This is a genomic window from Promicromonospora sp. NPDC023987 (genome assembly GCF_040639055.1).
Classification (GTDB): domain Bacteria; phylum Actinomycetota; class Actinomycetes; order Actinomycetales; family Cellulomonadaceae; genus Promicromonospora.
Window position 1 is genome coordinate 18,974 of record NZ_JBEZZF010000014.1, and the last position, 25,052, is coordinate 44,025.

24 protein-coding genes are annotated in these 25,052 nt (G+C 71.1%); 10 read left to right on the plus strand and 14 right to left on the minus strand.

Annotated elements, in window-relative coordinates; translation table 11 throughout:
• Positions 1-127 precede the first annotated feature (127 nt).
• From glnA to AB0F40_RS09080, 5 genes are all read right to left on the minus strand, one after another.
• Complete coding sequence (glnA, locus tag AB0F40_RS09060) at positions 128-1,552, minus strand: type I glutamate--ammonia ligase (protein ID WP_357465857.1); 1,425 nt, start codon at positions 1,550-1,552, stop codon at positions 128-130.
• A 346-nt stretch (positions 1,553-1,898) separates the two neighbouring features.
• Positions 1,899-2,642, minus strand: coding sequence for a DUF4191 domain-containing protein (locus AB0F40_RS09065; RefSeq protein WP_357465859.1), 744 nt, complete (start codon positions 2,640-2,642; stop codon positions 1,899-1,901).
• Between the two features lie 42 nt (positions 2,643-2,684).
• Positions 2,685-3,686, minus strand: coding sequence for a lipoyl synthase (gene lipA / locus AB0F40_RS09070; RefSeq protein ID WP_357465861.1), 1,002 nt, complete (start codon positions 3,684-3,686; stop codon positions 2,685-2,687).
• A gap of 91 nt (positions 3,687-3,777) precedes the next feature.
• Positions 3,778-4,482, minus strand: a complete 705-nt coding sequence (gene lipB, locus AB0F40_RS09075) for a lipoyl(octanoyl) transferase LipB (RefSeq protein WP_357465863.1) — start codon at positions 4,480-4,482, stop codon at positions 3,778-3,780.
• A gap of 51 nt (positions 4,483-4,533) precedes the next feature.
• Positions 4,534-5,247, minus strand: coding sequence for an HNH endonuclease family protein (locus tag AB0F40_RS09080; protein WP_357465864.1), 714 nt, complete (start codon positions 5,245-5,247; stop codon positions 4,534-4,536).
• 165 nt (positions 5,248-5,412) lie between these two features.
• Here AB0F40_RS09080 and AB0F40_RS09085 point away from each other — a divergent pair, with 165 nt between their 5' ends.
• Together AB0F40_RS09085 and AB0F40_RS09090 are read left to right on the plus strand one after the other, a co-directional pair.
• On the plus strand, positions 5,413-6,501 hold the full coding sequence (locus AB0F40_RS09085) for a Gfo/Idh/MocA family oxidoreductase (protein ID WP_357465866.1): 1,089 nt from the start codon (positions 5,413-5,415) through the stop codon (positions 6,499-6,501).
• 128 nt (positions 6,502-6,629) lie between these two features.
• Positions 6,630-8,090, plus strand: coding sequence for a hypothetical protein (locus AB0F40_RS09090; RefSeq protein WP_357465868.1), 1,461 nt, complete (start codon positions 6,630-6,632; stop codon positions 8,088-8,090).
• On the opposite strand, the gene AB0F40_RS09095 is transcribed toward AB0F40_RS09090, so the two are convergent.
• The 3 genes from AB0F40_RS09095 to lpdA all read right to left on the minus strand — a co-directional run bounded on the left by AB0F40_RS09095 (position 8,074) and on the right by lpdA (position 12,483).
• On the minus strand, positions 8,074-9,069 hold the full coding sequence (locus AB0F40_RS09095) for a TIGR01777 family oxidoreductase (RefSeq protein ID WP_357465870.1): 996 nt from the start codon (positions 9,067-9,069) through the stop codon (positions 8,074-8,076). The two genes, AB0F40_RS09090 and AB0F40_RS09095, sit on opposite strands and share 17 nt — an antisense overlap.
• Positions 9,070-9,170: 101 nt before the next feature.
• A complete protein-coding gene (sucB, locus tag AB0F40_RS09100; protein WP_357465872.1) occupies positions 9,171-11,033 on the minus strand; it encodes a 2-oxoglutarate dehydrogenase, E2 component, dihydrolipoamide succinyltransferase in 1,863 nt (620 codons plus the stop codon).
• Positions 11,034-11,064: 31 nt separating this feature from the next.
• Complete coding sequence (gene lpdA / locus AB0F40_RS09105; protein WP_357465874.1) at positions 11,065-12,483, minus strand: dihydrolipoyl dehydrogenase; 1,419 nt, start codon at positions 12,481-12,483, stop codon at positions 11,065-11,067.
• 301 nt (positions 12,484-12,784) lie between these two features.
• Between lpdA and AB0F40_RS09110 the strand changes: the two genes are divergently transcribed.
• Complete coding sequence (locus AB0F40_RS09110) at positions 12,785-13,138, plus strand: oxidoreductase (protein WP_357465876.1); 354 nt, start codon at positions 12,785-12,787, stop codon at positions 13,136-13,138.
• A gap of 103 nt (positions 13,139-13,241) precedes the next feature.
• Here AB0F40_RS09110 and AB0F40_RS09115 read toward each other — a convergent pair whose 3' ends face one another.
• The gene (locus AB0F40_RS09115) at positions 13,242-14,768 is read right to left on the minus strand and encodes a leucyl aminopeptidase (RefSeq protein ID WP_357465878.1); all 1,527 of its coding nucleotides are present in this window, start codon (positions 14,766-14,768) and stop codon (positions 13,242-13,244) included.
• 121 nt (positions 14,769-14,889) lie between these two features.
• On the opposite strand from AB0F40_RS09115, the gene AB0F40_RS09120 reads away from it, so the two are divergent.
• Genes AB0F40_RS09120 through AB0F40_RS09135 form a run of 4 tightly spaced genes read left to right on the plus strand, consistent with a single transcriptional unit; the run spans position 14,890 to position 16,971 of the window.
• Complete coding sequence (locus AB0F40_RS09120; RefSeq protein WP_357465880.1) at positions 14,890-15,249, plus strand: hypothetical protein; 360 nt, start codon at positions 14,890-14,892, stop codon at positions 15,247-15,249.
• Complete coding sequence (locus tag AB0F40_RS09125) at positions 15,225-15,677, plus strand: hypothetical protein (protein WP_357465882.1); 453 nt, start codon at positions 15,225-15,227, stop codon at positions 15,675-15,677. Before AB0F40_RS09120 ends, AB0F40_RS09125 begins: the two co-directional genes overlap by 25 nt.
• On the plus strand, positions 15,674-16,765 hold the full coding sequence (locus tag AB0F40_RS09130) for a quinone-dependent dihydroorotate dehydrogenase (protein WP_357465884.1): 1,092 nt from the start codon (positions 15,674-15,676) through the stop codon (positions 16,763-16,765). Before AB0F40_RS09125 ends, AB0F40_RS09130 begins: the two co-directional genes overlap by 4 nt.
• Positions 16,762-16,971, plus strand: coding sequence for a hypothetical protein (locus tag AB0F40_RS09135; RefSeq protein ID WP_357465886.1), 210 nt, complete (start codon positions 16,762-16,764; stop codon positions 16,969-16,971). The genes AB0F40_RS09130 and AB0F40_RS09135 overlap by 4 nt, the downstream gene beginning before the upstream one ends.
• Before the next feature lie 11 nt (positions 16,972-16,982).
• On the opposite strand, the gene AB0F40_RS09140 is transcribed toward AB0F40_RS09135, so the two are convergent.
• A complete protein-coding gene (locus AB0F40_RS09140) occupies positions 16,983-18,479 on the minus strand; it encodes a PLP-dependent aminotransferase family protein (RefSeq protein WP_357465888.1) in 1,497 nt (498 codons plus the stop codon).
• 61 nt (positions 18,480-18,540) lie between these two features.
• Here AB0F40_RS09140 and AB0F40_RS09145 point away from each other — a divergent pair, with 61 nt between their 5' ends.
• A complete protein-coding gene (locus tag AB0F40_RS09145; protein ID WP_357465889.1) occupies positions 18,541-19,245 on the plus strand; it encodes a hypothetical protein in 705 nt (234 codons plus the stop codon).
• 47 nt (positions 19,246-19,292) lie between these two features.
• On the plus strand, positions 19,293-20,306 hold the full coding sequence (locus AB0F40_RS09150; RefSeq protein WP_357465891.1) for an aldo/keto reductase family protein: 1,014 nt from the start codon (positions 19,293-19,295) through the stop codon (positions 20,304-20,306).
• Positions 20,307-20,455: 149 nt separating this feature from the next.
• On the opposite strand, the gene AB0F40_RS09155 is transcribed toward AB0F40_RS09150, so the two are convergent.
• Positions 20,456-21,076, minus strand: coding sequence for a DUF3043 domain-containing protein (locus tag AB0F40_RS09155; RefSeq protein WP_357465893.1), 621 nt, complete (start codon positions 21,074-21,076; stop codon positions 20,456-20,458).
• Positions 21,077-21,132: 56 nt separating this feature from the next.
• On the opposite strand from AB0F40_RS09155, the gene AB0F40_RS09160 reads away from it, so the two are divergent.
• Positions 21,133-22,512, plus strand: a complete 1,380-nt coding sequence (locus AB0F40_RS09160) for a dipeptidase (RefSeq protein WP_357465895.1) — start codon at positions 21,133-21,135, stop codon at positions 22,510-22,512.
• Between the two features lie 76 nt (positions 22,513-22,588).
• Here the strand turns inward: AB0F40_RS09160 and AB0F40_RS09165 are convergent, their stop codons facing one another.
• The 3 genes from AB0F40_RS09165 to nadA form a co-directional block, all read right to left on the minus strand.
• A complete protein-coding gene (locus AB0F40_RS09165) occupies positions 22,589-23,137 on the minus strand; it encodes an acyl-CoA thioesterase (RefSeq protein ID WP_357465988.1) in 549 nt (182 codons plus the stop codon).
• Positions 23,138-23,225: 88 nt separating this feature from the next.
• Entirely contained in the window at positions 23,226-23,813 is a 588-nt protein-coding gene (locus tag AB0F40_RS09170) for a DJ-1/PfpI family protein (RefSeq protein ID WP_357465897.1), read from the minus strand.
• 13 nt (positions 23,814-23,826) lie between these two features.
• Positions 23,827-25,041, minus strand: a complete 1,215-nt coding sequence (nadA, locus tag AB0F40_RS09175) for a quinolinate synthase NadA (protein ID WP_357465990.1) — start codon at positions 25,039-25,041, stop codon at positions 23,827-23,829.
• Positions 25,042-25,052: the final 11 nt, after the last annotated feature.

Genomic DNA, 25,052 nt, shown 5'->3' on the forward strand with positions numbered 1-25,052 from the left:
CGTGGGGCACTGAAAATGACCATGCACTTGCTGCCAAGATCGACATCGTCTTGGCAGCAAGTGCATGGTCATTCTCGGCCGACTGGTCTCGACAAGCGCGACCAGCGACCACCGCGAGTACTACTGCTCAGATGTCGTAGTAGAGCTCGAACTCGTGCGGGTGCGGCCGCAGACGGATCGGGTCGATCTCGTTCTCGCGCTTGTACGCGATCCAGGTCTCGATCAGGTCCTCGGTGAACACGTCACCGGCGGTGAGGTATTCGTGGTCGGCCTCGAGCGCGTCCAGCACGCCGTCGAGCGACGTCGGCACCTGTGCGATCTGCGCGTGCTCCTCGGGCGGAAGCTCGTACAGGTCCTTGTCGACCGGTGCCGGCGGCTCGATACGGTTCTTGATGCCGTCCAGGCCGGCCATCAGCATCGCCGAGAACGCCAGGTACGGGTTCGACGACGGGTCCGGCGCGCGGAACTCGATGCGCTTGGCCTTCGGCGACGTACCCGTGATCGGGATACGGATCGAGGCGGAGCGGTTGCGCGCCGAGTAGACGAGGTTCACGGGAGCCTCGAAGCCCGGGACGAGCCGGTGGTACGAGTTCACCGACGGGTTGGTGAACGCGAGCAGCGACGGGGCGTGCTTGAGCAGGCCGCCGATGTACCAGCGGGCGAGGTCGGACAGGCCGCCGTAGCCCTTCTCGTCGTAGAACAGCGGCTCGCCGTTCTTCCAGAGCGACTGGTGCGAGTGCATGCCCGAGCCGTTGTCGCCGAAGACCGGCTTCGGCATGAACGTGGCGGACTTGCCGGCCTCGAACGCGACGTTCTTGATGACGTACTTGAACTTCATCAGGTCGTCGGCGGAGTGCAGCAGGGAGTTGAACTTGTAGTTGATCTCCTGCTGGCCGGCGGTGCCCACCTCGTGGTGCGCGCGCTCGACGGAGAGACCGACCTCGCCGAGGACCTTGACCATGTCGTCACGCAGGTCCGCGAAGCGGTCGCTGGGCGACGTGGGGAAGTAGCCGCCCTTGTAGCGGGTCTTGTACCCGAGGTTGCCACCCTCCTCCTCGCGGCCGGTGTTCCACGCGGCCTCGACGGAGTCGATGGAGTAGAAGCTCTCGTTCGGGGACGTCTTGAACCGCACGTCGTCGAAGACGTAGAACTCCGCCTCGGCGCCGAAGAAGACGGTGTCGGCGATGCCGGTCGACTTCAGGTAGGCCTCGGCCTTGGCCGCGATGTTGCGCGGGTCGCGAGCGTAGGCGTCACCCGTGAACGGGTCGACGATCGAGAAGTTCACGATCAGCGTCTTGGCCTTGCGGAACGGGTCGACGAACGCCGTCGTGATGTCCGGCACGAGCTTCATGTCGGACTCGTGGATCGCCTGGAACCCGCGGATGGACGAGCCGTCGAACATGAGGCCCTCGCTGAAGGCGTCCTCGTCGAACTGCTCGACCGGGATGTTGAAGTGCTGCGTGACGCCCGGCAGATCGATAAACCGGACGTCGACGAACTCCACCCCCTCGTTGCGGGTGAAGGCGATCGCCTCCTCGGCGTTCTTGAACATCTGCGCTCCTTGCTCGCTCGACAAGTTCAGGGGGAGTCCGTCGGGACCATGCCGTGTCGAGCTGGGGCACGGTCGCTTGGGATCGCCATGAACCTATGGGCAGGTGGTTTCTCTTTGGTTACCGGTTGTTGCCGGGATGTTTCTCGGGTCTCTCGGCCGCGTCATCCCGGGGAGATGTGCTGGTAGTGGCCCCGCCAGTGCTGCCACAGAGTGCCAGAAGTCACATCGGCCCGCCCGGCGGCGTCCGTCCACCGGACGGAACAGGCACGCAAAGAGGGCGCCTCCGACGGGCAAGGCGCCCTCTCGCATGGTCCCCCGGCAGGTGCCGGACGACGTCGATGGCTGGTCAGCGGCCGCGCATGCCCTTGCGGTCCGGGCGGGCGCGGGTCGGGTCGATGCCCTTGGGGATCGGCAGCTTGACGCCACCGATGGCCTTGAGGCGCTTGGCGACCTCGGACACCTCGGCCCGGGTCAGGGTCGACTTCAGCCGGGAGACGGCGCGCGCCACCTTGGTGAGCGGCACCTGCCCCTCGCCGTCGCCGCACTGGATCAGCGTGACCGGCACGTTCGACAGGATGCGGCTGACCTTCTTGCGCTCCTGCTCGAGCAGGCGGCTCGCACGGTGGGGCGGCCCCTCGGAGACGAGCACCACACCGGCCTTGCCGACGCCCCGGAACACGAAGTCCTGGTTACGCGCGTCGACGGCCACGGGCTCGTCCTCGAAGGTCCAGCCTCCACGTACGGTGCCGAGCGCCGCGCGCGCGGCGCCGGGCTGGCCGGCGATCTGCGTGTAGGCGGCCGTCTCGGCGCTGCGCGACAGCACGAACATGGCGGCGAGCACGCCGAACGGCACGCCGATGACCAGTGCGTAGACCCATGGGCCCACCAGGACGCCGATGAGCAGCGCTACCGCGACGACCCCGACGAACGCGGCGAGCATCCACCACGTGACGAGCGGGTTCTGCTTGCGGGTCATCTTGTAGACGTCCCACAGCTGGTGATACCAGCGGCGCTTCTTGGGCTTCTTCTGCTTGGCGGCAGACGCTGCTACATCCTTGCGCGCGTCGCCCCCGGACGAGGTTCGGGCCATGGTCGTCAATTCTAGTGTGCTGCGAGTGGACTGGGTGCCGGATCAGCGAGCCAGCAGGCTCGCCGCCTCCTGACGGGAGGTGGTCGGCTGTGCGAGGTGCGACAGCGCCTCGGGAATGGGGCGGCCGTACTTGGTCATCGCCTGGCCCCACAGGCGGCCCGCGCGGTACGACGAACGCACCAGCGGCCCCGCCATGACGCCGAGGAAGCCGATCTCCTCAGCGGTCTCGGACAGCTCCACGAACTCCTCCGGCCGCACCCAGCGGTCCACCGGGTGGTGGCGCAGCGAGGGCCGCAGGTACTGCGTGATCGTGATGAGGTCGCAACCGGCGTCGTGCAGGTCCTGGAGAGCCTGCTTGACCTCGTCGATGGTCTCGCCCATGCCGAGGATCAGGTTCGACTTGGTGACCAGGCCGGCGTCCTGCGCACGGGTGATCACGGACAGCGACCGCTCGTAGGTGAAAGCGGGCCGGATCTGCTTGAAGATGCGCGGCACGGTCTCGACGTTGTGCGCGAGCACCTCGGGACGGGACTCGTTGACGGCGTCGAGCAGCTCGGGGATGGCGTTGAAGTCCGGGATCAGCAGCTCGACGCCCGTGCCCGGGTTGAGCGCGTGGATCTGCCGGACCGTCTCGGCGTAGAGCCAGGCACCGCCGTCGGCCAGGTCGTCGCGGGCGACGCCCGTGACCGTCGAGTACTTCAGGCCCATGGTCCGCACGGACTCCGCGACGCGGCGCGGCTCGTCCTTGTCGAAGTCGGCGGGCTTGCCGGTGTCGATCTGGCAGAAGTCGCAGCGGCGGGTGCACTGGTCACCGCCGATCAGGAAGGTGGCCTCGCGGTCCTCCCAGCACTCGAAGATGTTGGGACAGCCGGCCTCCTCGCACACCGTGTGCAGGCCCTCGCCCTTGACGAGAGATTTCATGTCGCGGTACTCGGGGCCCATCACCGCCCGGGTCTTGATCCAGTCGGGCTTCTTCTCGATGGGCGTAGCCGAGTTGCGCGCTTCGATGCGCAACATGCGTCGGCCTTCAGGTGCGATGGTCACGCAGATCCCTCCAAGGTCAGCGGGTCGGGCCAGCCTATGCCTCGCGTGCCCGCCCTCGCGCGGCCGTCCCGGGGCCGGCCAGTGGCGTTCGTCACGCGGTCGCTGGGACGGTCGCGGACGGCGCGTCGGACGGCGTCTCGCCGCGGGCCAGCAGTGGCGCGAGATGGGCGATCAGGGCCGCCTCCAGGTGCGGCCGGACGTCGTCGACGGTGACCTGCCGGCCGAGCTCGGCGGTCAGGGACGTGACGTCGGCGTCCTCGGCGGGGATCCCGCAGGGCACGATGCGGTCGAAGGCGGCGAGGTCGGCGTCGCAGTTCAGGGCCAGGCCGTGCATGGTGACGCCCTTGGCCACGCGCGCCCCGATGGCGCAGACCTTGCGCTCCAGCCGCGGGTTCGGCACGTCGGGGGAGTCCGCCGCGACCCACACGCCCGAGCGGCCCTCGACCCGCATGGTCTCGACGCCGAACGCCGTGCACACGTCCATCACCGCCTGCTCCAGCGTGCGGACGTACTCGACGACGTCGAACGGCTTGGCGAGCCTGACGATGGGGTAGGCCACGATCTGGCCCGGCCCGTGCCACGTGATCTTGCCGCCGCGGTCGACCTTTATGACCTCGGTGCCGTCGGTGGGGTACTCGTCGCGGCGTGTGCGTGCGCCCGCGGTGTAGACCGAGGCGTGCTCGAGGAAGAAGACCGTGTCGGCCAGGTCCTCGGAACGGACGGACTCGTGTGTGCTGCGCTGCAGGTCCCAGCCCTCGTGGTACCCGATGTGCCCGGTGAGGTGGCGGATGTCCATGCCAGTCACCCTACGTCCGCTCAACAGTCCCGCCCGGCAGCAGCGGCGGGGTCAGGAAGCCGGGAGCGGCTCCGCCGGGCAGCTCGTCAGGACGTCCTCCATGGCGTCGCGCTCCGCGGGCGTGACCCACAGCTCGTACTCGGCCTTGACCGCGACCTGCCGGGCGACGTACTCGCAGCGGTAGGCCTGGTTCTCGGGCAGCCACTCGGCGGCGTCCTTCGCACCCTTGCCCATGTTCGCCGGACCGTCGGAGGCCACGAGGTTGAGCGGGTCGTTGGCGAACGCGATGCGCTTGGGCCGGTCCCAGTCCGCCGCGCCGGTGGTCCAGGCGTTCATCAGCGCCACCACGTGGTCGATCTGCACGTCGCTGGAGTTCTCGCCGCGCACGAACGCGATGGTCTCGCCCGTGTACGGGTCGTCGAGCGTCCCTGAGGCCACCTCGCACGTGTCGCCGGAGGACAGCTCGATGTCCTCGAGGTCGCGCTGGAGCATGTCGTTCCGGGTGTCGCAACCGTTGTCGTCGGCGTCCTGCCAGGCGCTGCCGAAGTCAGCCTCGCGGTCGTAGCCGTCCTCGGTGGCGGCATCCTGCACCGTGAGCGAGTCGAGCTCCACGAGGGCCGATCCCTCGGCGCCCTCGGCGGGAGCCACGTCGTCGCCCAGCGATTTGAGGACGAAGTTGCCCGCGAGCACCAGTGCCGCGACGGCGACGAGCACGAGCTGGAGGGTCTTGCGGGCCTGGCTGGACTTCTTGGCTGTGGCGGACACGAGCCCCTCATTCTGTCGGCCGGTGTGGTCCGGACGTAGTTGGCCGGAACCGCTAAGAACGTGCGAAAAGTACCTCTTGCCCCAGTCTGCCAGAGTTGGGTTACGGTGGTTAACCCGCTGACCAGTGGTCTCGCGTCGGCGCGCCCCGGGGGGCACCATGGGGCCATGGCTCTTCGGATCGGGATTGTCGGCTACGGAGGTGCGGGCAGGCAAATCCACGCCCGCCTGGCGCGAGCAGCAGGAATGACGGTGACGGCCGTCGTCGCCCGGGACTCCGGACGGCGCGTCCAGGCCGCCGGTGATTGGCCCGGCGCGCGACTGTTCAACGACCTACCGTCGATGCTCCTCGAGCCAGGGCTCTACGACCTGGTCGTCATCGCCAGCCCCTCGTCGCTGCACGCCGAGCACGCGGGCGCAGTGTCCGTGGCGGGCAAGCCCTTCGTGCTCGACAAGCCGATAGCGACCACCGCGGCGGAGGCACGGCGGGTCGTGAGCGCGGCGTCGTCGTCGGGCACGCCGTTCACCGTGTTCCACAACCGGCGCTGGGACCCCGAGCAGCTCACGCTCGCGGCCCTCCTGAACCGGGGCGACCTCGGCAAGGTCCACACCTTCGAGCGGCACTGGGAACGGTGGCGGCCCAAACCGCAGCAGCGGTGGAAGGAGAACGACGCCGTGGGCGGCGGACTCCTGCTCGACCTCGGCCCGCACCTCGTGGACTCCGCGACCCAGCTGTTCGGTCCGGTCGTCGCGGTCTACGCGGAGACGCGGGCGCTCTCCACGCCCACCGAGGACGACGTGTTCCTCGTGCTGCACCACGCCGCTCCCGGTAGCCGGCCCGGCGTCGTCCCGGGGCGGGCCGCCGCCGCCGACGTGCTGTTCGGCGCCGAACCGCCGGCCAAGGGCGTGGTCTCCCGGCTCTGGGCCGGCTCCCTCGTCGGTGCGCCGGGGCCGCGCACGCGCGTGCTCGGCGACGGCGGCGCCTACCTCGTGAACTCGTTCGAGGGCGACGCGTCGCCCTTCGACGTGCTCGACGGCGAACAGCCGGAGGGCACCCACGGCTGGCTCGTACGGGGCAGGGAGCGGACGGCGGTGGCGCAGCCGCGCGGCGGGCACGCGGACTTCTACACGGCGGTCGCCGAATGGCTCGCCGGTGAGGCCGAGGTGCCGGTAGACCCCGCCGACGCCGTCCGCACCGCCGAGGTGCTCGACGCCGCCCGGCGGTCCGCGCAGGAGGGGCGACTCATCGACGTCTGATCCGGCGGCGGCAAACCGTAGACCAGGTCCTGCGGTCAAGCATCCGGCGAATCCATCCACAGCGTCCCGGATTCGGCAAACCCTGTGGATAAAGAGCGGGCTTCGAGCGCCGGGGTTCTCATGAACGAGTGCACTACATCGAATCCGCGGAACTGGTCCGCGTGGCCGTCCCCACGGAGGCCGCGTCTCGCGCCCTCCTGGTGCGCCGTCTAGACACTCTCGCGACACTGGACCACCCCCATCTGGTGCCGCTCATCGCCATCTCCCCGAACGGCCCGGACAACCTGGACGTCCGGCTGTCGCGCACCGGAGCTGTCGATCTGCCCACCGCCGTCGGATCGCGGGGTCCCCTGACCGCCGCGGAAGGCGCCGGCGTCACCGTCGCGATCGCGCAGGCGCTCGCTGCCCTGCACAGCGTGGGCCTCGTCCACGGCGGGGTCCGGCCGACGGACGTGCTGCTCCGCTCGGACGGCAGCGCGATGCTCCGCCCCCGCGTGACGCTCCCTGACCACAGCGACGACCCGGTCGACGTCACGTCCCTGGCCACGCTCGTGGAGTCGGTGCTCGGGTTCCCCGGCCCGAGCCTGGACTCGGCCGCCGACGAGGCGCTGCGGGCCGTGCTGGCCCGCGCCCGCGCCGAGGACCCGCGCGACCGGCCGGAGCCCGGCACGCTCGCGGCACTCGCCGACGAGGCCGTGTCGCCTGAGCCGGTTCGCCTCCCCGAGAGCTCGTCGCTGGTCTCGGCGGCGCTCAGCGGTCCGGTGCCCATCGCGGGCCACGTGCCGCTCGGCGCGAGCACGCCCTCGGCCTGGCGCTCCGCGGCGAGGACGCTGACCGGGTCCATCGCGGCGGTGGACGGCAAGGCCTGGGCGGCCACGGCGCGGCGTCGGGCGACGACGCCGCTCACGGGCCGGGCCGGGGCGGCAGAAAAGAACGTCCAGCCGCGGACCACCGTGGTGTCCGTCGTCGCGACGGGCATGATCGCGGCGGGCGTCATCGCGGGCATCACGGCAGGGGCCATGGCCGCTCCCGAGGTCTTCGGTGGCGAGGAGCCCGCGGTCGCTGTGCCGTCTCCGTCGGGAGCGGCGTCGTCGCTCGCGGTCGGGGTCAACCCCGTGGCCAACGCCAAGGACCCGGCGGGTGCCGCAGTCGAGCTCACGTCGCGCCGGCTGGCGCTGCTGGCGGGTGCCGTGTCCGACATCGGTACGATCAACGTGGAGGGCTCGCCCGCTTACGTGGCGGACAAGCAGATCCTCGAGGAGCTCGAGCAGACCGGCGCGCAGGTGGTCGGTGCGTCCGCCGAGGTGCAGAAGACGGAGGTCGTGACACTGGGCCCCGGCGCGGCATCAGCCCTGCAGAACGCGACCACCGCATCGCGCACCGAGACGTCCGAGACGTCGGATGCCGCCGACGGCAAGCAGACGGACAAGAGGGTGCCCATCGAGGCGGTCGTCCGCATCGAGTACACGATCACCGCGCACAAGCAGGTGTCCGACACCGGCGAGACGTCGGTCCCCGCCTCGAGCGAGTCGGCGGACCTGACCCTCGTGTGGACGCCGGGCGGCTGGCGCGTCAGCGAGGTGCGCTGACCTCGTTCGCCTCCACCACCCAGCGGGCCGCGTCCTGAACCTCCGTGTGCGTCCAGGTGAAGCCGGTCCTGATGAGCACACCGGGCACGACCCGCTGGGAGGCGACGAGGTCGCCCGCGAACTGGCCCAGCGCGATCCGCAGCGCGAAGCGGGGCACCGCCAGCATCGCCGGTCGGTGCAGGGCTCTGGCCAGCGCCTGGGTCAGCGCCCGGTTCGTGGTGGGCTCGGGGGCGACGGCGTTGACCGGTCCGCGGACGTCCGCGCCGATGAGGTGGCGGATCGCCGCCACCTCGTCGGTCAGGGTGATCCAGCTCCACCACTGCCGACCGCTGCCCAGCGGGCCGCCGACGCCGAGCCGCAGGATCGGCAGCAGCCTGCCGAGCGCGCCGCCCGACGGCGCCAGCACCACACCGCTGCGCAGCCAGACGACGCGTGCGCCGGCCTCCGCTGCCGGCGCGGTGGCGTTCTCCCACGCCTCGACCAGGCCGGCCAGGAAGTCGTCCCCGCGCGCCGACGCCTCGGTCAGGACCTCGTCGCCACGGCTGCCGTACGCGCCGATCGCGGAGCTGTTCACCAGCACGGGTGGCGTGTCCAGGCGGGCGATCGTGCGGGCGAGCAGGCTCGTCGTGGTGGTGCGCGAGCCGAGGAGCGTCTGCTTGTAGGCAGCAGTCCAGCGATGGTCACCGATCCCGGCGCCGGCCAGGTTCACGACGGCGTCCGCGCCCTCCAGCGCGGCCGGGTCGAGTGCGCCGGTCCGCGGGTCCCACGAGACGTCGCGGACGAGAGCGGCACTCGCTGCGCTGCCGCCTGTGGTGGTCCCGACGCCGCCGGGTGGCCCGACGCCGCCGGGTGGCCCGACGCCGTCGGACGGCTCAGCGCCGCGGCGCACCAGCCGGCGCACGGTGTCCCCACGCGCCACGAGATCAGCGACCAGCGCGGAACCGATGAGACCGTGTGAGCCCGCAACCACCACATCCATGCGGTGAATCTAGCCTGCCGTGAACAGCCGTGGCCGGTTCCGAACCCGGAACCGGCCACGGCCGACTACTTCACGCTATCCACGGGATGCGAACATCCGCGTCAGAGACCGACCTCCGACTCGAACGCGCCCTCTTCGATCCGGTTCTTGATCGCTGTCAGGAAGCGGGCGGCATCCGCGCCGTCGACCAGGCGGTGGTCGTAGGACAGGAAGATGTACGACATCGAGCGCACCGCGATGCTCTCGTTGCCGTCCGGGTCGGTCACGACGACCGGCCGCTTCGTGATGGTGCCGGTGCCCAGGATCGCGGCGTGGCCCAGCGGGACGATCGGGGTGTCGATGAGCGACCCGCCCGAACCCGTGTTGGTGATGTTGAAGGTGCCGCCCGACAGCTCGTCCGGCGTCACCTTGTTCGCCCGGGTGCGGGCACCCAGGTCCTGGATCTGCCGGGCGATGCCCGCCAGGTTCAGGTCGCCCGCGTTCTTGATGACCGGGACCACGAGGCCACGCTCGGTGTCGACGGCGATGCCGACGTTCTCCGAGCCGTGGTAGGTGATCTCGCCCTTCTCGGTGTCGATGGTCGCGTTGATCTTCGGGTACGCCTTGAGCGCCTCGACAGTGGCCTGCGTGAAGAACGGCAGGAACGTCAGCTTGGCGCCCTCGCGCGCGGCGAACGACTCCTTGGCCTTGGCCCGGAGCTGCGCGACGCGCGTGACGTCGACCTCCATGACCGTGGTCAGCTGAGCCTGCGACTGCACCGCCTCGAGCATCCGCTGGGCGACGATCTTGCGCAGGCGCGACATCTTCTCGGTGGTGCCACGCAGCGGCGACACCTCGAGCTTCGCAGGGGCGGACGGTGCCTTCGCGGCCGCGGGAGCTGCTGCTGCCGGTGCGGGCGCCGCCTTGGCCTCGGCGGCCGCGAGCACGTCCTCCTTGCGGATCCGGCCACCGACGCCGGTACCTGTCACGTCAGCGACGTCGACGCCCTTCTCCGCGGCGAGCTTGCGCACGAGCGGGGTCAGGTACGAGCCGATGGTGCGACCGGTCGACGCCGGAGCGGCGGCCGGCGTGGGTGCCGGAGCTGCGGGCGCGGGAGCCGGAGCCGGAGCGGCTGCCGGGGCAGGTGCCGGGGATGCCTCGGGCGCCGGAGCCGGCGTGGGCGGGCCGACCGGCTCGGGCGCCGGGGTCTCGGCCTTCGGAGCGGCGGGCTCCGCGGGGGCGGCGGGTGCCGGCGCCTCGGGGGCGGGGGCCTCGGGGGCCGGGGCAGCAGCCGGAGCGGCAGCACCCGAACCGACGCGCGCCAGGACGGCGCCGACCTCGACGGTCTCGTCCTCCTGGACCAGGATCTCCTGGAGGGTTCCGGCGACCGGCGACGGGATCTCGGTGTCGACCTTGTCGGTCGATACCTCGAGGAGCGGCTCGTCGACCGCGACCTCGTCACCGACCTCCTTGAGCCAGCGCGTCACGGTGCCCTCGGTCACCGACTCGCCCAGGGCGGGCAGCGGGACATCGGTACCGCCACCGGCCGGGGCAGGAGCCTCGGCAGGCGCGGCGGGGGCGGGCGCGGGGGACTCGGCGGCAGGAGACTCGGCGGCGGGAGACTCTGCGGCGGGCGCCTCGGTGGGGGCGGGCTCGGCGGGGGCGGGCTCGGCCTCCGGCGTCGGCTCAGGAGCCTCAGCGGCCGCCTGCTCGGTCTCAGGCGCGGCAGGGGCGGCGCCCGAACCGGAGCCGTCGCCGATGACGGCGAGGGTGGCGCCGACCTCCACGGTGTCGTCCTCCTGGACGAGGATCTGCTCGAGGACGCCCGCGACGGGCGACGGGATCTCGGTGTCGACCTTGTCGGTCGACACCTCGAGCAGCGGCTCGTCGACGGCGACCTCGTCGCCGACAGCCTTGAGCCAGCGGGTGACAGTGCCTTCGGTGACGGATTCGCCGAGGGCCGGCAGCTGCACGTTCTCAGACATGACCTGTGGGGTCTCCTTTGTCGTTAAGTGGTCAGTTATGGGCGTGCAGAGGCTTGCCGGCCAGCGCCATGTGTGCCTCTCCGAGTGCCTCGTTCTGGGTGGGGTGGGCGTGCACGAGCGAGGCGACGTCCTCAGGGAACGCCTCCCAGCCCACGATGAGCTGCCCTTCGCCGATCAGCTCGCCCACCCGTGAGCCGATCAGGTGCATGCCGACCACGGGTCCGTCCTTGCGCCGCACCAGCTTGGCGAAGCCCTGGGTGCCCAGGATCTTGCTCTTGCCGTTGCCCGCGAGGTTGTACTCGATGGTCTCGACCTGGTCCGGGCCGTACAGCTCGGCGGCCCGCGCCTCGGTGACGCCGACGGACGCCACCTCCGGCTCGCAGTAGGTGACGCGCGGGACCGTGGCCTCGTCGATCGTCACGGGCGCGAGGCCCGCGATCTGCTCGGCCACGAAGATGCCCTGGGCGAACCCGCGGTGGGCGAGCTGCAGGCCGGGGACGATGTCGCCGACGGCCCAGACCTGACCGCCGGAAGCAGTGGCGACACCGGTGCGGAGCAGCTCGTCGGTCAGGACGAAGCCGCGGTCCAGCCGTACGCCGGCGGCCTCGAGACCGAGGTCGGCGGTGCGCGGACCGCGCCCGACGGCGACGAGCAGCAGGTCGGCGTCGAACGTCGTGCCCGACTCGAGCTCGACCTGCACACCGTCCTGCGACTGCTTGACCTGGGCGAAGCGCTCGCCGAGGGAGAACTTGATGCCGCGCTTGCGGAACGCACGTTCGAGCGCCTTGGAGAGCGCGACGTCCTCGTTCGGCACGAGGTGGGGCAGCGCCTCGACGATCTGCACGTCGGCGCCGAAGGACTTCCAGACGCTGGCGAACTCGACGCCGATCACGCCGCCACCGAGCACCACGACCGACTTCGGCACGGTCTCCAGGGCAAGCGCCTCGTCGGAGGTGATGACCCGGTCGCCGAGCTCGAGGCCAGGCAGGCTGCGGGCGTACGAGCCGGTCGCGAGCACGACGTCCTTGCCGTTGTACCGCGTCGCCACGCCGTCCGGGGACGTGACCTCGACGACGCCGGGGGCCACGAGCGTGCCGTGTCCGTCCACGACGGTGATCTTCCGCGAGGCGACGAGACCCTGCAGGCCCTTGTACAGGCCGGCGACCACGGAGTCCTTGTAGGCGAGCACGCCGGGCATGTCGATGCCGTCCAGCGAGGTGCGGACACCGAACTGCGCGCCGTGGGCGGCGGCGTCGGCCACCTCGGCCGCGTGCAGCAGCGCCTTGGTGGGGACGCACCCCATGTGCAGGCAGGTGCCGCCGAGCTTGCTCTCTTCCACGAGCGCCACGCTCAGACCCAGCTGTGCGGCCCGGAGCGCGGTGGCGTAGCCACCGCTGCCCCCGCCGAGCACGACGACGTCGAACGTGGCCGGATTGTCATGCGTAGGCACGTGCTGGCTCCTCGTTGACAGGCTGATGGCACTGTGGAGCGCTCACCTCGGGTGGATAGTGAGCACCGCATGCCATCTTGACACTTCAGCGGGCGTGGCCCCAATCGTGAACCCGGCTCGGCGGGTGTGACCGTGGCGACATTGACGGGCAACTCGGGCTGTGGGCGGAGCTGTGACGGGGCTGCGTGGGGACGGCGGGCCTGTGCTGGGCGGACGGTAGCCTGTGAACGGGAGCTGTGGGTTTCCTGGAATCGCGTGGAGATGCCTATGACCGAGGCGGTCGCGCTAGTAGTCTCGACGTATGCCCCGCCAGTCCCGTAGCTCGCTCGCGCGTTTCTTCCAGCGACGCTCCTCGTCCGGCAGCGGATCGCGCCCCGGCGGCAACGACGCGCGCCGGCAGACGGTGGCGCACCTTGGCGAGTTCATCGGGTCGCGCGTCGGGGTCGAGGCCTATGTGGAGCCGCCGACCACGGACATCCCCAGCACGATCCTGCTCGTGGCGACCACGGGTGAGTGGACACGGCGTCGGGTACCGGACGAGCGCACGGCGTTCGACATCGCTAACCAGCTGGGGGTGCCGGTGTACAACGTCCGGTTCACCGGCTACCCCCAGCGGATGCGCGACTGGAACAGCGCGCAGCGCAGGTCGAAGTAGCGCTCTCGTTGGTCGCAACGCCGTCGTTGGTCGAGCTTTTCGAGACCCGGGCCTCGACAAGCTCGACCAACGAGATGCCTCGACAAGCTCGACCAACGAGTTGCTACTCCGCCGCGGCCCGGCCCTCGAGGAAGCCCAGCAGGGTGCGGACGCCCACGCCGGTACCGCCGCCGGGCGTGTAGCCGTGCCCGCCGCCGTCGTTGAACGCGGGTCCCGCGATGTCCAGGTGGGCCCACGGGTGGTCGCCCACGAAGGTCTGCAGGAACAGGCCGGCGTTGAGCATGCCGCCCCAGCGGGGGCCGGAGTTGGCGACGTCGGCCACCTTGGACTTGATGTTCGTCTTGAGCTCCTCCGGCAGCGGCATGGGCCAGAACAGCTCGCCGGTCGCGTCAGCGGCGGCCTTGACCTCGTCGCGCACCGCGTCGGTGCCCATGACGGCAGAGGTGCGGGTGCCGAGCGCTACCACCTGGGCGCCGGTCAGCGTCGCGATGTCGAGCACCACGTCGTGGCCGTCCTCGATCGCTGAGACCAGGCCGTCAGCCATGACCACGCGGCCCTCCGCGTCGGTGTTCAGCACCTCGACGGTCTTGCCGCCGTAGATGGTGACGACGTCGGCAGGGCGCTGGGCGTTGCCACCCGGCATGTTCTCGGCGAGGCAGAGGTAACCGGTGATCGCGAGCGGCAGGTTCAGCTTCGCGGCGGCGACGACGGTGGACAGGACGGCCGCGGCGCCGGCCATGTCCGACTTCATGGCCTCCATCCCCGCGGCCGGCTTGATCGAGATGCCGCCGGAGTCGAACGTGATGCCCTTGCCGACCAGCGCGACCTTCCCGTTCGGCTTGGCCGGCGTGTAGGCGACCTTGACCAGGCGCGGACCGCGCGTAGAGCCCTGGCCGACGGCCGTGAGCCCGCCGTAGCCACCGGAGGCGAGCTGCTTGTCGTCCAGGACCGTCACCTTGACGTGCCGCACGTCCTTGGCGGCAGTCTTCGCGGCGTCGGCGAACGTGGCCGGGTACAGCTCGTTGGGCGCGGTGTTGACCAGGTCGCGGGCAGCGTGGACCGCCGCGGCGACGACCTGGGCGCGCTCGGCCGCGACCTTTGCCTTGGCGTTCTTGTGCAGCGGCGTCAGGATCTCGATGGTCGCGACGGGGTCCTTGCGGTTCTTGGCCTCCTTCGCTGAGTCCTTCGCGGTGGACCTGTCGGCGCTGCGGTACTGGTTGAAGACGTAGGCACCCAGCAGGGCGCCCTCGGTCACGGCGGTGATCTCGTCGTCGTCGGACGCGGGCAGCGCGATCGCGGCGGACTTGAGGCCCGCCAGCTCGCGGGTCGCCGCACCCGCGGCGCGGCGCAGGGTCTCGGTGGCGAAGGTGCCGTCCTCGGCGCGCTCGCCCAGGCCCGTCAGGACGAGGATGTCGACGGCGAGCTTGGGGCCGGCCGGGATCTTGCGGACCTCGTCGCGGGCACCGGTGACGCCGAGCTGCGGTGCGAGCGACTCGAGCTGTGTCAGCAGGTCGGTCGGAAGCTGGTCGGACACGATGGCTACGCCGTCCGACGTCTGGGCGGTCGCCACCACGAGCGCTTCGGCCTTCACCGCGGTGGGATTCTTGCTGGAGAGGGTAACGGAGGTCACGAGGCCGATCGTATCCCGCGCCCCTGACACGGGGTCAGCCGGGCCTGGAGGCCTCATGGAGGCGCAGGTCACGCACCGTCCGATTGCCGCACGGCAGGTGCCGCCCGGTAGTCTGCGGGACGTGATCCTTGCCCTCGTCCTCCTCGTGGTCGCGCTGTGCGTGGCCCTGGCCGGATGGGCCGCCTGGTTCGTGGCCCGCGACCGCGCGGTCGTCCTGAACCAGCTGTGGGGCGGGGCAGTGGTCGAGGCGGTCGTGCTGGTCCAGGGCGTCGTCGCGATCGTGCAGGGCGCCACCGGTGCCGGCGCGGGCGACCCGCTCCTGTTCTGGGGCTACTTCGCCACGACCCTGGTGATCCTGCCGGTCGCAGCCGCGTGGGCGTTCGCCGAACGCACCAGGTGGAGCTCGGTGGTGCTGCTCGTGGCGTCTCTGACAGTGGCGTTCCTGGAGTGGCGCATGTGGCAGATCTGGACGGCGGCATGATGGCGCAGCGGACCGTCGGACGGCGGACCGGGCAGGGCTTCGGTCGTGTCCTGGTGACCGTGTACGGGGTCCTGGCGTTCGCCGCACTCGGCCGGTCGTCGTACGAGCTGGTCGTGAAGTTCGACGAGGCGCCCGTTGCCTACACGCTGTCCACGCTCGCCGCGATCGTCTATGTCGTGGCGACGTTCGCACTCGCGATCGGGAGCCCCGCCTGGCGCCTGGTCGCATGGATCACCGTCGGGATCGAGGCAGTGGGCGTCGTGACCGTCGGCGCGCTGTCGCTCGCCGACGCGCAGGCGTTCGGTGAGTCAACCGTCTGGTCCGGGTTCGGCCAGGGCTACGGTTACGTGCCGCTCGTCCTGCCTTTCGTGGGCTTGTGGTGGCTGTGGCGGACGTCGCGCAGCACGCCCGAGGAGAGGACTGCATGAGCTGGCCGTACTCGTTGTTGTTCAACGCCGCCTTCCGCCGGATGGACCCGGAACGCGCGCACGAGCTCGCGTTCACCCTGATCGAGCGCGTCGGGAAGGTTCCGGTGCTGCGCGACGTCGTGCAGGGCGCCGTGGCCCCCTACCTCGGGCAGCGAGCGGGCGGGCCGGGGAGCGTGCGGATCTTCGGCCGCGTGGTGCCCGCGCCGTTCGGCCTCGCCGGAGGGTTCGACAAGAACGCGAGAGCGGTCCGGGGCCTGACGATGCTCGGCTTCGGGTTCGTCGAGATCGGTACGGTCACCGCGAGCCCGCAGCCCGGCAACCAGAAGCAGCGGATGTGGCGCGAGCTGGACGTGCGCGGCGTACGCAACCGGATGGGCTTCAACAACGAGGGCGCGGCGGCCGCCGCGGACCGGTTGCGTGAGCTGCGGAGCACCGCGGCAGGCCGCGCGATAGTGGTCGGCGCCAACATCGGCAAGACCAAGGTGGCCCCGCCGGACGGTGCCGCCGCGGACTACGCGACGTCGGCCCGGCTGCTGGCTCCCTGGGCCGACTACCTCGTGGTCAACGTCTCCTCCCCGAACACTCCCGGACTGCGCGACCTGCAGGCGACGGAGTCGCTGCGCCCCATCCTCGAGGCGGTGCGCACAGCCGCCGACGAGGCGAACGCCACCGGGTTCCCGGGTGGCAGCCGCCGGATCCCGCTCCTGGTGAAGATCGCCCCCGACCTCGCGGACGAGGACGTCGACGCCGTCGCCGACCTGGTGCTCGAGCTGGGGCTGGACGGCGTGGTCGCCGTCAACACGACGATCGGCCACGACCGCGGCCCGGGTGGGCTGTCCGGACCGCCGCTGCTGGGCCGGGGCATCGAGGTGGTCGCGCGGCTGCGCGAGCGGCTCGGCACGGGTCCCGTCATCATCGGCGTGGGCGGTATCACCAGGGCCGACGACGTCCGTGCCTACCTGCGCGCCGGAGCCGACCTCACCCAGGGTTACACGTCGTTCGTCTACGAGGGGCCGCTGTGGGCGTCGCGGATCAACCGCGCACTGACCCGCTCGGCCGGCTCGACAGCAAGTGGGAGGCTGGAGTGATCCGTCCGCAGTGGGAGTGGGCCCTCGACGACGCCGAGGGGCGTCGCCTGAGCGAGCCCCTGACCCCCGTCTTCACCGCGCAGTACGACGCCGAGCAGTGGCTCGGCGAGCACTGGCGTGCGCTGGCCGAGGCCGGCGCGGTGCAGGCACGGCTGCTGCACGACGGCACCCCGGCGGCCCCGAGCGTGGAGCTGCGGACGTCTTGACGGGTCTGCGCCTATGTCGGCGAGCTCACCCGACGCTGACCACCGGCCACTCGCCCCCACGCCCGCACCAGGCGCGGCACGGCGTCGGACAGCTCCGCGGGCGACCGGGTGAAGGTGAGGCGCACCCGTGAGTCGGCCCCGTCGCCGTCGGGCGTGAACAGCGGACCCGCTGCGACGAGCACCCCCTCTGCTGCGGCTGCCGCGGCGAAGGCCTGCGCGACGGGCCTACCCAGGTCGACCCAGCAGAACAGGCCACCGGCGGGCAGGGGGACCTCCCATGGGAACGACTCCCGCAGCCGGCCGACGAGCAGGTCGCGCCGTTCGCGCAGCATGGCCCGCCGGCCGATCATGATCTCGGCGCGCCGGCCGAGCAGGTCGGTCACGGCGAGCTGTTCCAGCACCGCCGTCGCGATGTCCATGGACTGCCGTGCCCGCGCCAGCTGGGCGATCATCCGGGGGTGGGCGCGGATCCAGCCGACCCGCAGGCCGCCCCAGAAACCCTTCGACGCCGAGCCGACGGACACCACGTGCGGTGAGGTCCCGTACCCGGCGAAGGCCGGGGGCGTCGGGCCGCCGTCCAGGCCGAGCTCGACGAGCGTCTCGTCGCCCACGACGGTGACGCCGTTCCGGTCGGCGACCTCTCGCACGGCGGCTCGGTCCCCGGCGGACAGCAGGTAGCCCGTCGGGTTCTGGTAGTCCGGCACGAGATACACCAGCCGCGCCTGGGTGCGGCGCACGGTGGAGGCGAGCAGGTCGACGTCGAGCGGGCCCGTCGGGACGCCGACGACGCGGCCGCCCGCCTCGCGCATCGCCTCCATGGCGTGGAAGTAGGTGGGCGACTCGACGACCGCGCGGTCGCCCGGGCGCAGGTGCGTGCGAGCCAGGAGGGCGATCGCCTGCTGGGCGCCGGTGGTCACGAGGATCTCGTCCGCGGTGGTGGGCACCCCGCGCTCGCGGTAGCGCGCGGCCACCGCCTCGCGCAGCGGTGCGAGCCCGTACGGCTCGTAGCCGCCCGAGTCGAGGTAGGCCGGCAGGCTGTCCAGGGCCCGCGCGAAGGAGTCGTACAGCTCGGGCGGCGCGGACGGCGTCGCCTGCCACAGGTCCAGGTGGCCGACGGCGGCGGGCCTGGCGTTCCGGGCCCCGGGATGCTGCAGCGACTCGTCCGCCACCGGGGCGTCTCCGCCGGCCGGGCGCCGTGGTCCGCGCTCGACGCGGCCCTGCGGCAGCGTGGTGACCGTCCCCGACCCGACCCGGCTGGCCGCGAACCCCAGGTCCCGCAGCCGGGCGTACGCGCCGGACGTGGTGGTGCGTGAGACGTGCAGCGCGGCCGCGAGATCGCGCTCGCTGGGCAGGCGGGTGTTGGGCGACAGGGTGCCGGACAGGACGGCGGAGCGCAGCGCGTCGGCGAGCGCGACATAGGCCGGCCCGCCGGCGTGCCAGGCGCCGAGCAGGCGTGCGGTGGCGGCAGAGGAGAGGTGCCGCAGGACGACGGGCGACGCAGCGGACATGGGTCCACTCTTGCCCTATTGGCCATGGAAGACAAGGCCAATGGTCACGCATCATGAGCACATGACGACCACCAGCGGCCGCCCGGCCGACGATGCGCTCCTCCCCGCGGTGCCGCCGGCCGAGCCCGACCCCGCTCCCGCACCGGTGCGGACCGTCGCGATGAGCCCGCTGCGTCGCGGTGTCCAGCTCGTGCTCGGCCTGCTGGTGTTCGGCGCCTCCATGGCGATGATGCTGCACGCCAACCAGGGGGCCATGCCGTGGTCCGTGCTGGACCAGGGGATCGTGGGGCGGACCGGCCTCGCCTACGGCTGGGTGGTGCTCGGGATCAGCTTCCTCGTGATGCTGGCCTGGATCCCGCTCCGGCAGCGGCCGGGCATCGGGACCATCGCCAACATCATCCTGCTCAGCCTGGTGATCGACCCGGCGCTCTGGCTCCTCGAGGTGCTGCTGCCCGACCCCGCGCTCGCGCCCTCGATCGGGCTCGCCCTGGGCGGGATCGTCCTCAACGGCCTGGGGACGGCCGCCTACGTGGGCGCCCGGCTCGGCCCGGGACCGCGTGACGGGCTGATGACCGGCGCCGTGCGGCTGACCGGGTGGCCCGTCTGGCTGATCAAGACGGTCATCGAGGTCACTGTCGTGGTGATCGGGGTGCTGCTCGGCGGGACGTTCGGCTGGGCCACCGTCGCGTTCGCGCTCGGGGTCGGCCCGGTGGTGCAGGTCGGTGTGCGGTGGTTTGCGCCGTCCGGCCTCGTCTCCCGCGCCTGACGTGGTCAGGTGCCGATTCGATTCGATGTTCGTCGTAGGGTGACGGCATGGTCAACTATCGGTATCTCGGTAACAGTGGTCTCAAGATCTCGGAGATCACGTACGGCAACTGGCTCACCCACGCTTCGCAGGTGGAGAACGACGTCGCGACCTCGTGCGTCCGGGCCGCCCTCGACGCGGGCATCACCACGTTCGACACCGCTGACGCGTACGCGAACACGGCGGCCGAGCAGGTGCTCGGTGACGCGCTGAAGGGCGAGCGCCGCGCCGGTCTCGAGATCTTCACGAAGGTGTACTGGCCCACCGGTCCGAAGGGCCCCAACGACACCGGCCTGTCCCGCAAGCACATCATGGAGTCGATCAACGGCTCCCTGACTCGTCTCGGCACCGACTACGTCGACCTGTACCAGGCGCACCGCTACGACGTGGAGACCCCGCTCGAGGAGACGATGCAGGCGTTCGCCGACGTCGTCCGCCAGGGCAAGGCTCTCTACATCGGCGTCTCCGAGTGGACCGCCGACCAGATCCGCGAGGGTGCCGCCCTGGCGAAGCAGCTCGGCTTCCAGCTCATCTCCTCGCAGCCGCAGTACTCGATGTTGTGGCGGGTCATCGAGGACGAAGTGGTGCCGGCCTCGAAGGAGGCGGGCGTCTCGCAGATCGTGTGGTCGCCCATGGCGCAGGGCGTGCTGTCGGGCAAGTACCTGCCGGGTCAGCCGGCGCCGGCCGGCTCGCGGGCCACGGACGAGAAGGGCGGCGCGCAGACGATCAGCCGTTTCATGAACGACGAGACGCTGGCCGCCGTGCAGAACCTCAAGCCGGTCGCCGCCGAGCTGGATCTGTCCATGGCGCAGCTCGCAGTCGCGTGGGTGCTGCAGAACGACAACGTCGCCGCGGCCCTCGTGGGTGCGTCGCGCCCGGAGCAGGTGGCGGAGAACGTCAAGGCGTCGGGTGTGACCATCCCCGCCGAGCTGATGAAGCAGATCGACGACGCCCTGGCCGGCGTGGTCGAGCGCGACCCGGCCAAGACCCTCGAGGGCATGCCGAAGACGCGCCCGGTCTGACCTGCCGAAGTAGGGCGGCGGCGAGGTAGAACCAGAGCGAGATAGAACTGCAGCGAAGTAGAACCCCGGCCTGAGCCAGGGTTCTACTTCGCTGCAGTTCTACTTCGCCAGGGTTCTATCTCGCTCTGGTTCTACCTCGGCGGCAGGGGTTACTCCGGGTAGTTGCCGCGCTTCTTGCTCATCGGCTTCGGCAGCCGCGACCGGCGCAGCTGGTACGCGCGCGTGATCGTGTACATGAGAAGGCCGCGCTGGACCTCGCCGAACTTCGCGGTCAGACGCTTCTTCAGCGACCGCCACAGGAGCCACGCGTCGATGATCGTCAGGAACAGGAAGCCGTACAGGCCGAGCATCACGACGATGCTCAGCTCCGGGTACTGCGAGGTGAAGAACGTCGCGAACAGGAAGATGAACGCGACCGGCAGGAAGAACTCGCCGAGGTTCCAGCGCGCGTCCACGAAGTCGCGCACGTACCGGCGCACCGGGCCCTTGTCCTTGGCCGGCATGTAGCGCTCGTCGCCGGTCTGCATCGCCTGGTAGGCGCGCTCGCGGTCGATGCGCGACTTCTCGCGCTGGGTCTTGCGCGCCGCCTTGCGGTCGTTCGGTACGAGCGGACGCTTGTTCGCGGCCTGCGCCACGGTGCGCTTGGGCGTGGGGCGCCCCTTCGTCGGGGCGCCGGCCGGGGTCGTCTCGGACGCGGACGCCACCTCGTCGGGTGAGTCGCCCACCGGGGTCACGCCGTCGGGGGTCGGAGTCTTGCTGCGGGAGAACACCTCCCCAGCCTAATGGCTCGCGGCAGTGCCCCGCTGCGAGCCGTTAACGTGGGGCGGTGACCTCCGATACAACCGCGGCCCTTCGCGCCCGCGTCGCCGAGCTGTTTCCCGCCCTGCAGGCCGACCTCGAGGCGCTGGTGCGCATCCCGAGCGTCTCGGCCGCCGCGTTCGACCAGGCGCACGTCGCCGCGAGCGCCGCAGCCACGGAACAGCTCCTGCGGGACGCCGGCCTGCCCGACGTCCAGATCCTGTCCGCGCCGCGCCCTGACGGGACGGCGGGTGCGCCCGCCGTCGTCGCGCGCAGGCCGGCGTCCGAGGGTGCGCCGACCGTCCTGCTCTACGCGCACCACGACGTGCAGCCGCCGGGTGACGCCGCCACCTGGGAGACCGACCCGTTCGAGCCCACCCAGGTGGGGGAGCGGCTCTTCGGCCGCGGGGCGGCCGACGACAAGGCGGGCATCGTCGCCCACCTGGGAGCGCTGCGCGCGCTCGGCCTTCCGGACGGCGCTGACCTGCCGGTCGGCGTCACCGTGTTCCTCGAGGGTGAGGAGGAGTCCGGTTCGCCGTCGTTCCGCGCGTTCCTCGAGGCGCACCGCGACCTGCTGGCCGCGGACGTCATCGTGGTGGCTGACTCCGGCAACTGGAAGATCGGCGTTCCCGCCCTGACGACGTCGCTGCGTGGCCTGGTCGACGGCGACGTGGAGCTGCGGGTCCTGGATCACGCCGTGCACTCGGGCATGTTCGGGGGTGCCGTGCTGGACGCCGTCACCCTGATGTCGCGCCTGGTCGCCACGTTCCACGACGAGGCGGGCGACGTCGCGATCGAGGGCCTGGTCGCCGCACCCGAACCGGAGGTCGACTACGAGGAGGCCGATCTCCGGGCGGACTCCTCGCTGCTCGACGGCGTGGCGCTCGTGGGCACCGGCAGTGTCGCCGGGCGGCTGTGGACCAAGCCGGCGCTCTCCGTGATCGGCATGGACGTCACGTCGGTGGCCGCGGCGTCGAACACGCTCGCGCCGAGCTGCACGGCGAAGATCTCGCTGCGGCTGGCCCCCGGCCAGGACCCGGCGGCGGCCGAGGAGGCCCTCGCCGCGCACGTGGCGAAGCACGCGCCGTTCGGCGCACAGGTGACGTGGCGCTCCGGCGAGCAGGGCAAGCCGTTCCTCGCGCCGGGCGACTCGGCGGCGATGCGCGCCGCGCGTTCGGCGTTCACCGAGGCGTGGGGCACGGCGCCGGTCGACGTCGGCATGGGCGGATCGATCCCGTTCATCGCCGACCTGCTCGAGGTCTTCCCCGATGCCGCGATCCTCGTGACCGGCGTCGAGGACCCGGACTCGCGGGCGCACGGCGCGAACGAGTCGGTGCACCTGGGTGAGCTCCAGAAGGTCGTCCTGGCGGAGGCCCTGCTGCTGACGAAGGTCGCCGAGGGTCTCTGACCCTCTCGGGTCACCCTCTGTAGTTCCCTTCGAGGCCTAAGTTACTTCGCTTTGAGTCACCCCAAAGCGAAGTAACTTAGGCCTCAAAGGTGGGGACGGTCGAGGGCTCGCGCGGCGCTATGTCCATCGCGCGGGCCCAGGCCGCCACGTCCTCGGGGAGCTCGGGGGAGGGCAGGTCCTCACCTGTCGCGTCCCGCACGACCTCGGACGCCGGGATCCGGTTGCCCTTGCGGTCCAGGAACCGGCTGGCCACGATGCCGCGGGCGCACAGCTTGTCGGCTCGCGTGAACACCTGCTCCAGGTAGAACACGCGCTCGTCCCAGCCCAGGATCCGGGTGGTGATCTCGAACCGGTCGAACGGCTGCAGGGATCGGCGGTACTTCATGGTCGACGCCGCGACCACCGGCGCCCAGCCCTTCTCGCGGGCGATCGGGAACATGCCGAGGTCGGCGATCTGGTTGTTCCGGGCCACGTCCATCATCTGCAGGTACGTGCCGTTGTTGACGTGCAGGTACGAGTCGAGGTCCAGGGGGCCGACGCGCATCCGGGTGACCGACGGGTCGAGCAGGGTCTGTCCGGGGCGGGCCTTGCGCGGGAGGAGTCCGGTCCAGGTGAGCTGGAGCATGCGAGCCATGCGTCGAAGGTTATACCGAGAACCGGCGGTATCAGATACTGGTCGCGGGAGGCGCGCAGGGTCCCCCGTTCCGCCTCGGTCAGGCCGGGTGCTGGATCTCGCTGCGTACCGACCGGGCCACCGCCACGGTCTCGAGCCGTTCGACCAGGTGCAGCGCCATGTCGATCCCCGACGAGACACCCGCGGAGGTGACCACGTCGCCGTCGTCCACGTACCGTGCCTCGGAGTCCACGAGGATGCTCGGGTCCAGGCCGGTGAGCTCGTCGTAGTGGTTGTGGTGCGTCGTGGCCGGCCGCCCCGCCAGGAGGCCCGCGGCGGCGAACGGCAGGGCACCGGTGCAGACGCTGGCCATGATCGGCGTCTGCTTGCGGATCATGCGCAACCACTCGAGGTGCCCGGCCTGGGCCAGCAGCTGCCGGGTGCCCAGCCCGCCGGGGTAGACCAGCACGTGCAGCGGACCGACGTCGTCCGCGCCGTGCGCCGGCAGGATGCGCAGGCCCTTCGCGAGCCGCACGCCGGAGCCGTCCCAGGAGAAGGTGCTCACCGACGGCCGCAGCTGCGAGTGGGAGCCCCACTCGGCGAAGACCTCGAAGGGCCCGACGACGTCGAGCTCCTCCGCCCCGTCGAAGACGAAGATCCCGATGCGCAGCCCGCCGTTGCCGCTCACATGTCCGCCCGGGTCAGATTCCTGGGAGGGCCAGCATCTGGTCGAGCGCCACGCGGGCCCAGTGGGCGTCGTCGGCGTCCACGACGATCTGGTTCACCATGCGCCCCTCCACGAGCGATTCCATGGCCCACACGAGGTGGGGCAGGTCGATGCGGTTCATGGTCGAGCAGAAGCACACCGTCGAGTCGAGGTAGTGCACGTTCTTGTCCGGGTGCGCCCTGGCGACCCGGCGCACCAGGTTCAGCTCGGTGCCGATCGCCCACGAGGAGCCCGGCTCGGCCGCGTCGAGCTGCTTGATGATGTACTCGGTCGAGCCCACGAAGTCGGCCGCCGTGACGACCTCGTTCTTGCACTCGGGGTGCACCATCACGTTGACGCCGGGGACCGCCGCGCGGATGTCGGTGACGTTCCGCACCGAGAAGCGGCCGTGCACCGAGCAGTGGCCGCGCCACAGGATCATCCGGGCGTCGCGCAGCTCCTGGTCGGTCAGCCCGCCGTTCGGCTTGCGCGGGTCGAAGACCACGCAGTCCTCGAGGGACATCCCGAGCTCGAGGACCGCGGTGTTGCGGCCCAGGTGCTGGTCCGGGAGGAACAGCACCTTCCCGGTGCCGTCGATGCCGCCCACCTGGTCGAACGCCCAGCGCAGCGCGACCTCGGCGTTGGAGGAGGTGCACACGGTGCCGCTGTGCCGCCCGGTGAACGCCTTGATCGCGGCCGACGAGTTCATGTACGTGACGGGGATCGTCGAGTCCGCGACGCCGACGTCCTGCAGCACCGCCCAGGCCTCCTCGACCTGGCCGATCGCCGCCATGTCCGCCATGGAGCAGCCCGCCGCGAGGTCGGGCAGCACGACCTGCTGCGCGTCGGAGGTGAGGATGTCCGCGCTCTCGGCCATGAAGTGCACCCCGCAGAACAGGATGAACTCCGCCTCGGGCCGGGCAGCGGCCTCGCGCGCCAGCTTGAAGGAGTCGCCGGTGACGTCGGCGAAGTCGATGACCTCGTCGCGCTGGTAGTGGTGCCCCAGCACGAACGCCCGGCTGCCCAGGGCGGCCCGCGCGGCCCGGGCCCGTTCGACGAGGTTCGGGTCGCTCGGTGCGGGCAGCTCGCCCACACACTCCACGCCACGCTCGGAGGCCAGGTCACGGCCCTGGCCGAGCAGCAGCAGCGGCGACGGGGCGGGCTCGGAGAAACCGGAGTGTTCAGCCAGCAGGGTGCTCACGGTCACCATCATGACACGCG

Bases quoted from the DNA above. Each gene is read 5' to 3' on its own strand.
- AB0F40_RS09140 (WP_357465888.1), bottom strand. From the start codon at position 18,479: ATGTCCGCTGCGTCGCCCGTCGTCCTGCGGCACCTCTCCTCTGCCGCC.
- AB0F40_RS09145 (WP_357465889.1), top strand. From the start codon at position 18,541: ATGACGACCACCAGCGGCCGCCCGGCCGACGATGCGCTCCTCCCCGCG.
- AB0F40_RS09130 (WP_357465884.1), top strand. From the start codon at position 15,674: ATGAGCTGGCCGTACTCGTTGTTGTTCAACGCCGCCTTCCGCCGGATG.
- AB0F40_RS09150 (WP_357465891.1), top strand. From the start codon at position 19,293: ATGGTCAACTATCGGTATCTCGGTAACAGTGGTCTCAAGATCTCGGAG.
- AB0F40_RS09110 (WP_357465876.1), top strand. From the start codon at position 12,785: ATGCCCCGCCAGTCCCGTAGCTCGCTCGCGCGTTTCTTCCAGCGACGC.
- lipB (WP_357465863.1), bottom strand. From the start codon at position 4,482: ATGGACATCCGCCACCTCACCGGGCACATCGGGTACCACGAGGGCTGG.
- AB0F40_RS09165 (WP_357465988.1), bottom strand. From the start codon at position 23,137: ATGCTCCAGCTCACCTGGACCGGACTCCTCCCGCGCAAGGCCCGCCCC.
- AB0F40_RS09095 (WP_357465870.1), bottom strand. From the start codon at position 9,069: ATGGATGTGGTGGTTGCGGGCTCACACGGTCTCATCGGTTCCGCGCTG.
- AB0F40_RS09085 (WP_357465866.1), top strand. From the start codon at position 5,413: ATGGCTCTTCGGATCGGGATTGTCGGCTACGGAGGTGCGGGCAGGCAA.
- AB0F40_RS09065 (WP_357465859.1), bottom strand. From the start codon at position 2,642: ATGGCCCGAACCTCGTCCGGGGGCGACGCGCGCAAGGATGTAGCAGCG.
- sucB (WP_357465872.1), bottom strand. From the start codon at position 11,033: ATGTCTGAGAACGTGCAGCTGCCGGCCCTCGGCGAATCCGTCACCGAA.
- glnA (WP_357465857.1), bottom strand. From the start codon at position 1,552: ATGTTCAAGAACGCCGAGGAGGCGATCGCCTTCACCCGCAACGAGGGG.
- nadA (WP_357465990.1), bottom strand. From the start codon at position 25,041: ATGGTGACCGTGAGCACCCTGCTGGCTGAACACTCCGGTTTCTCCGAG.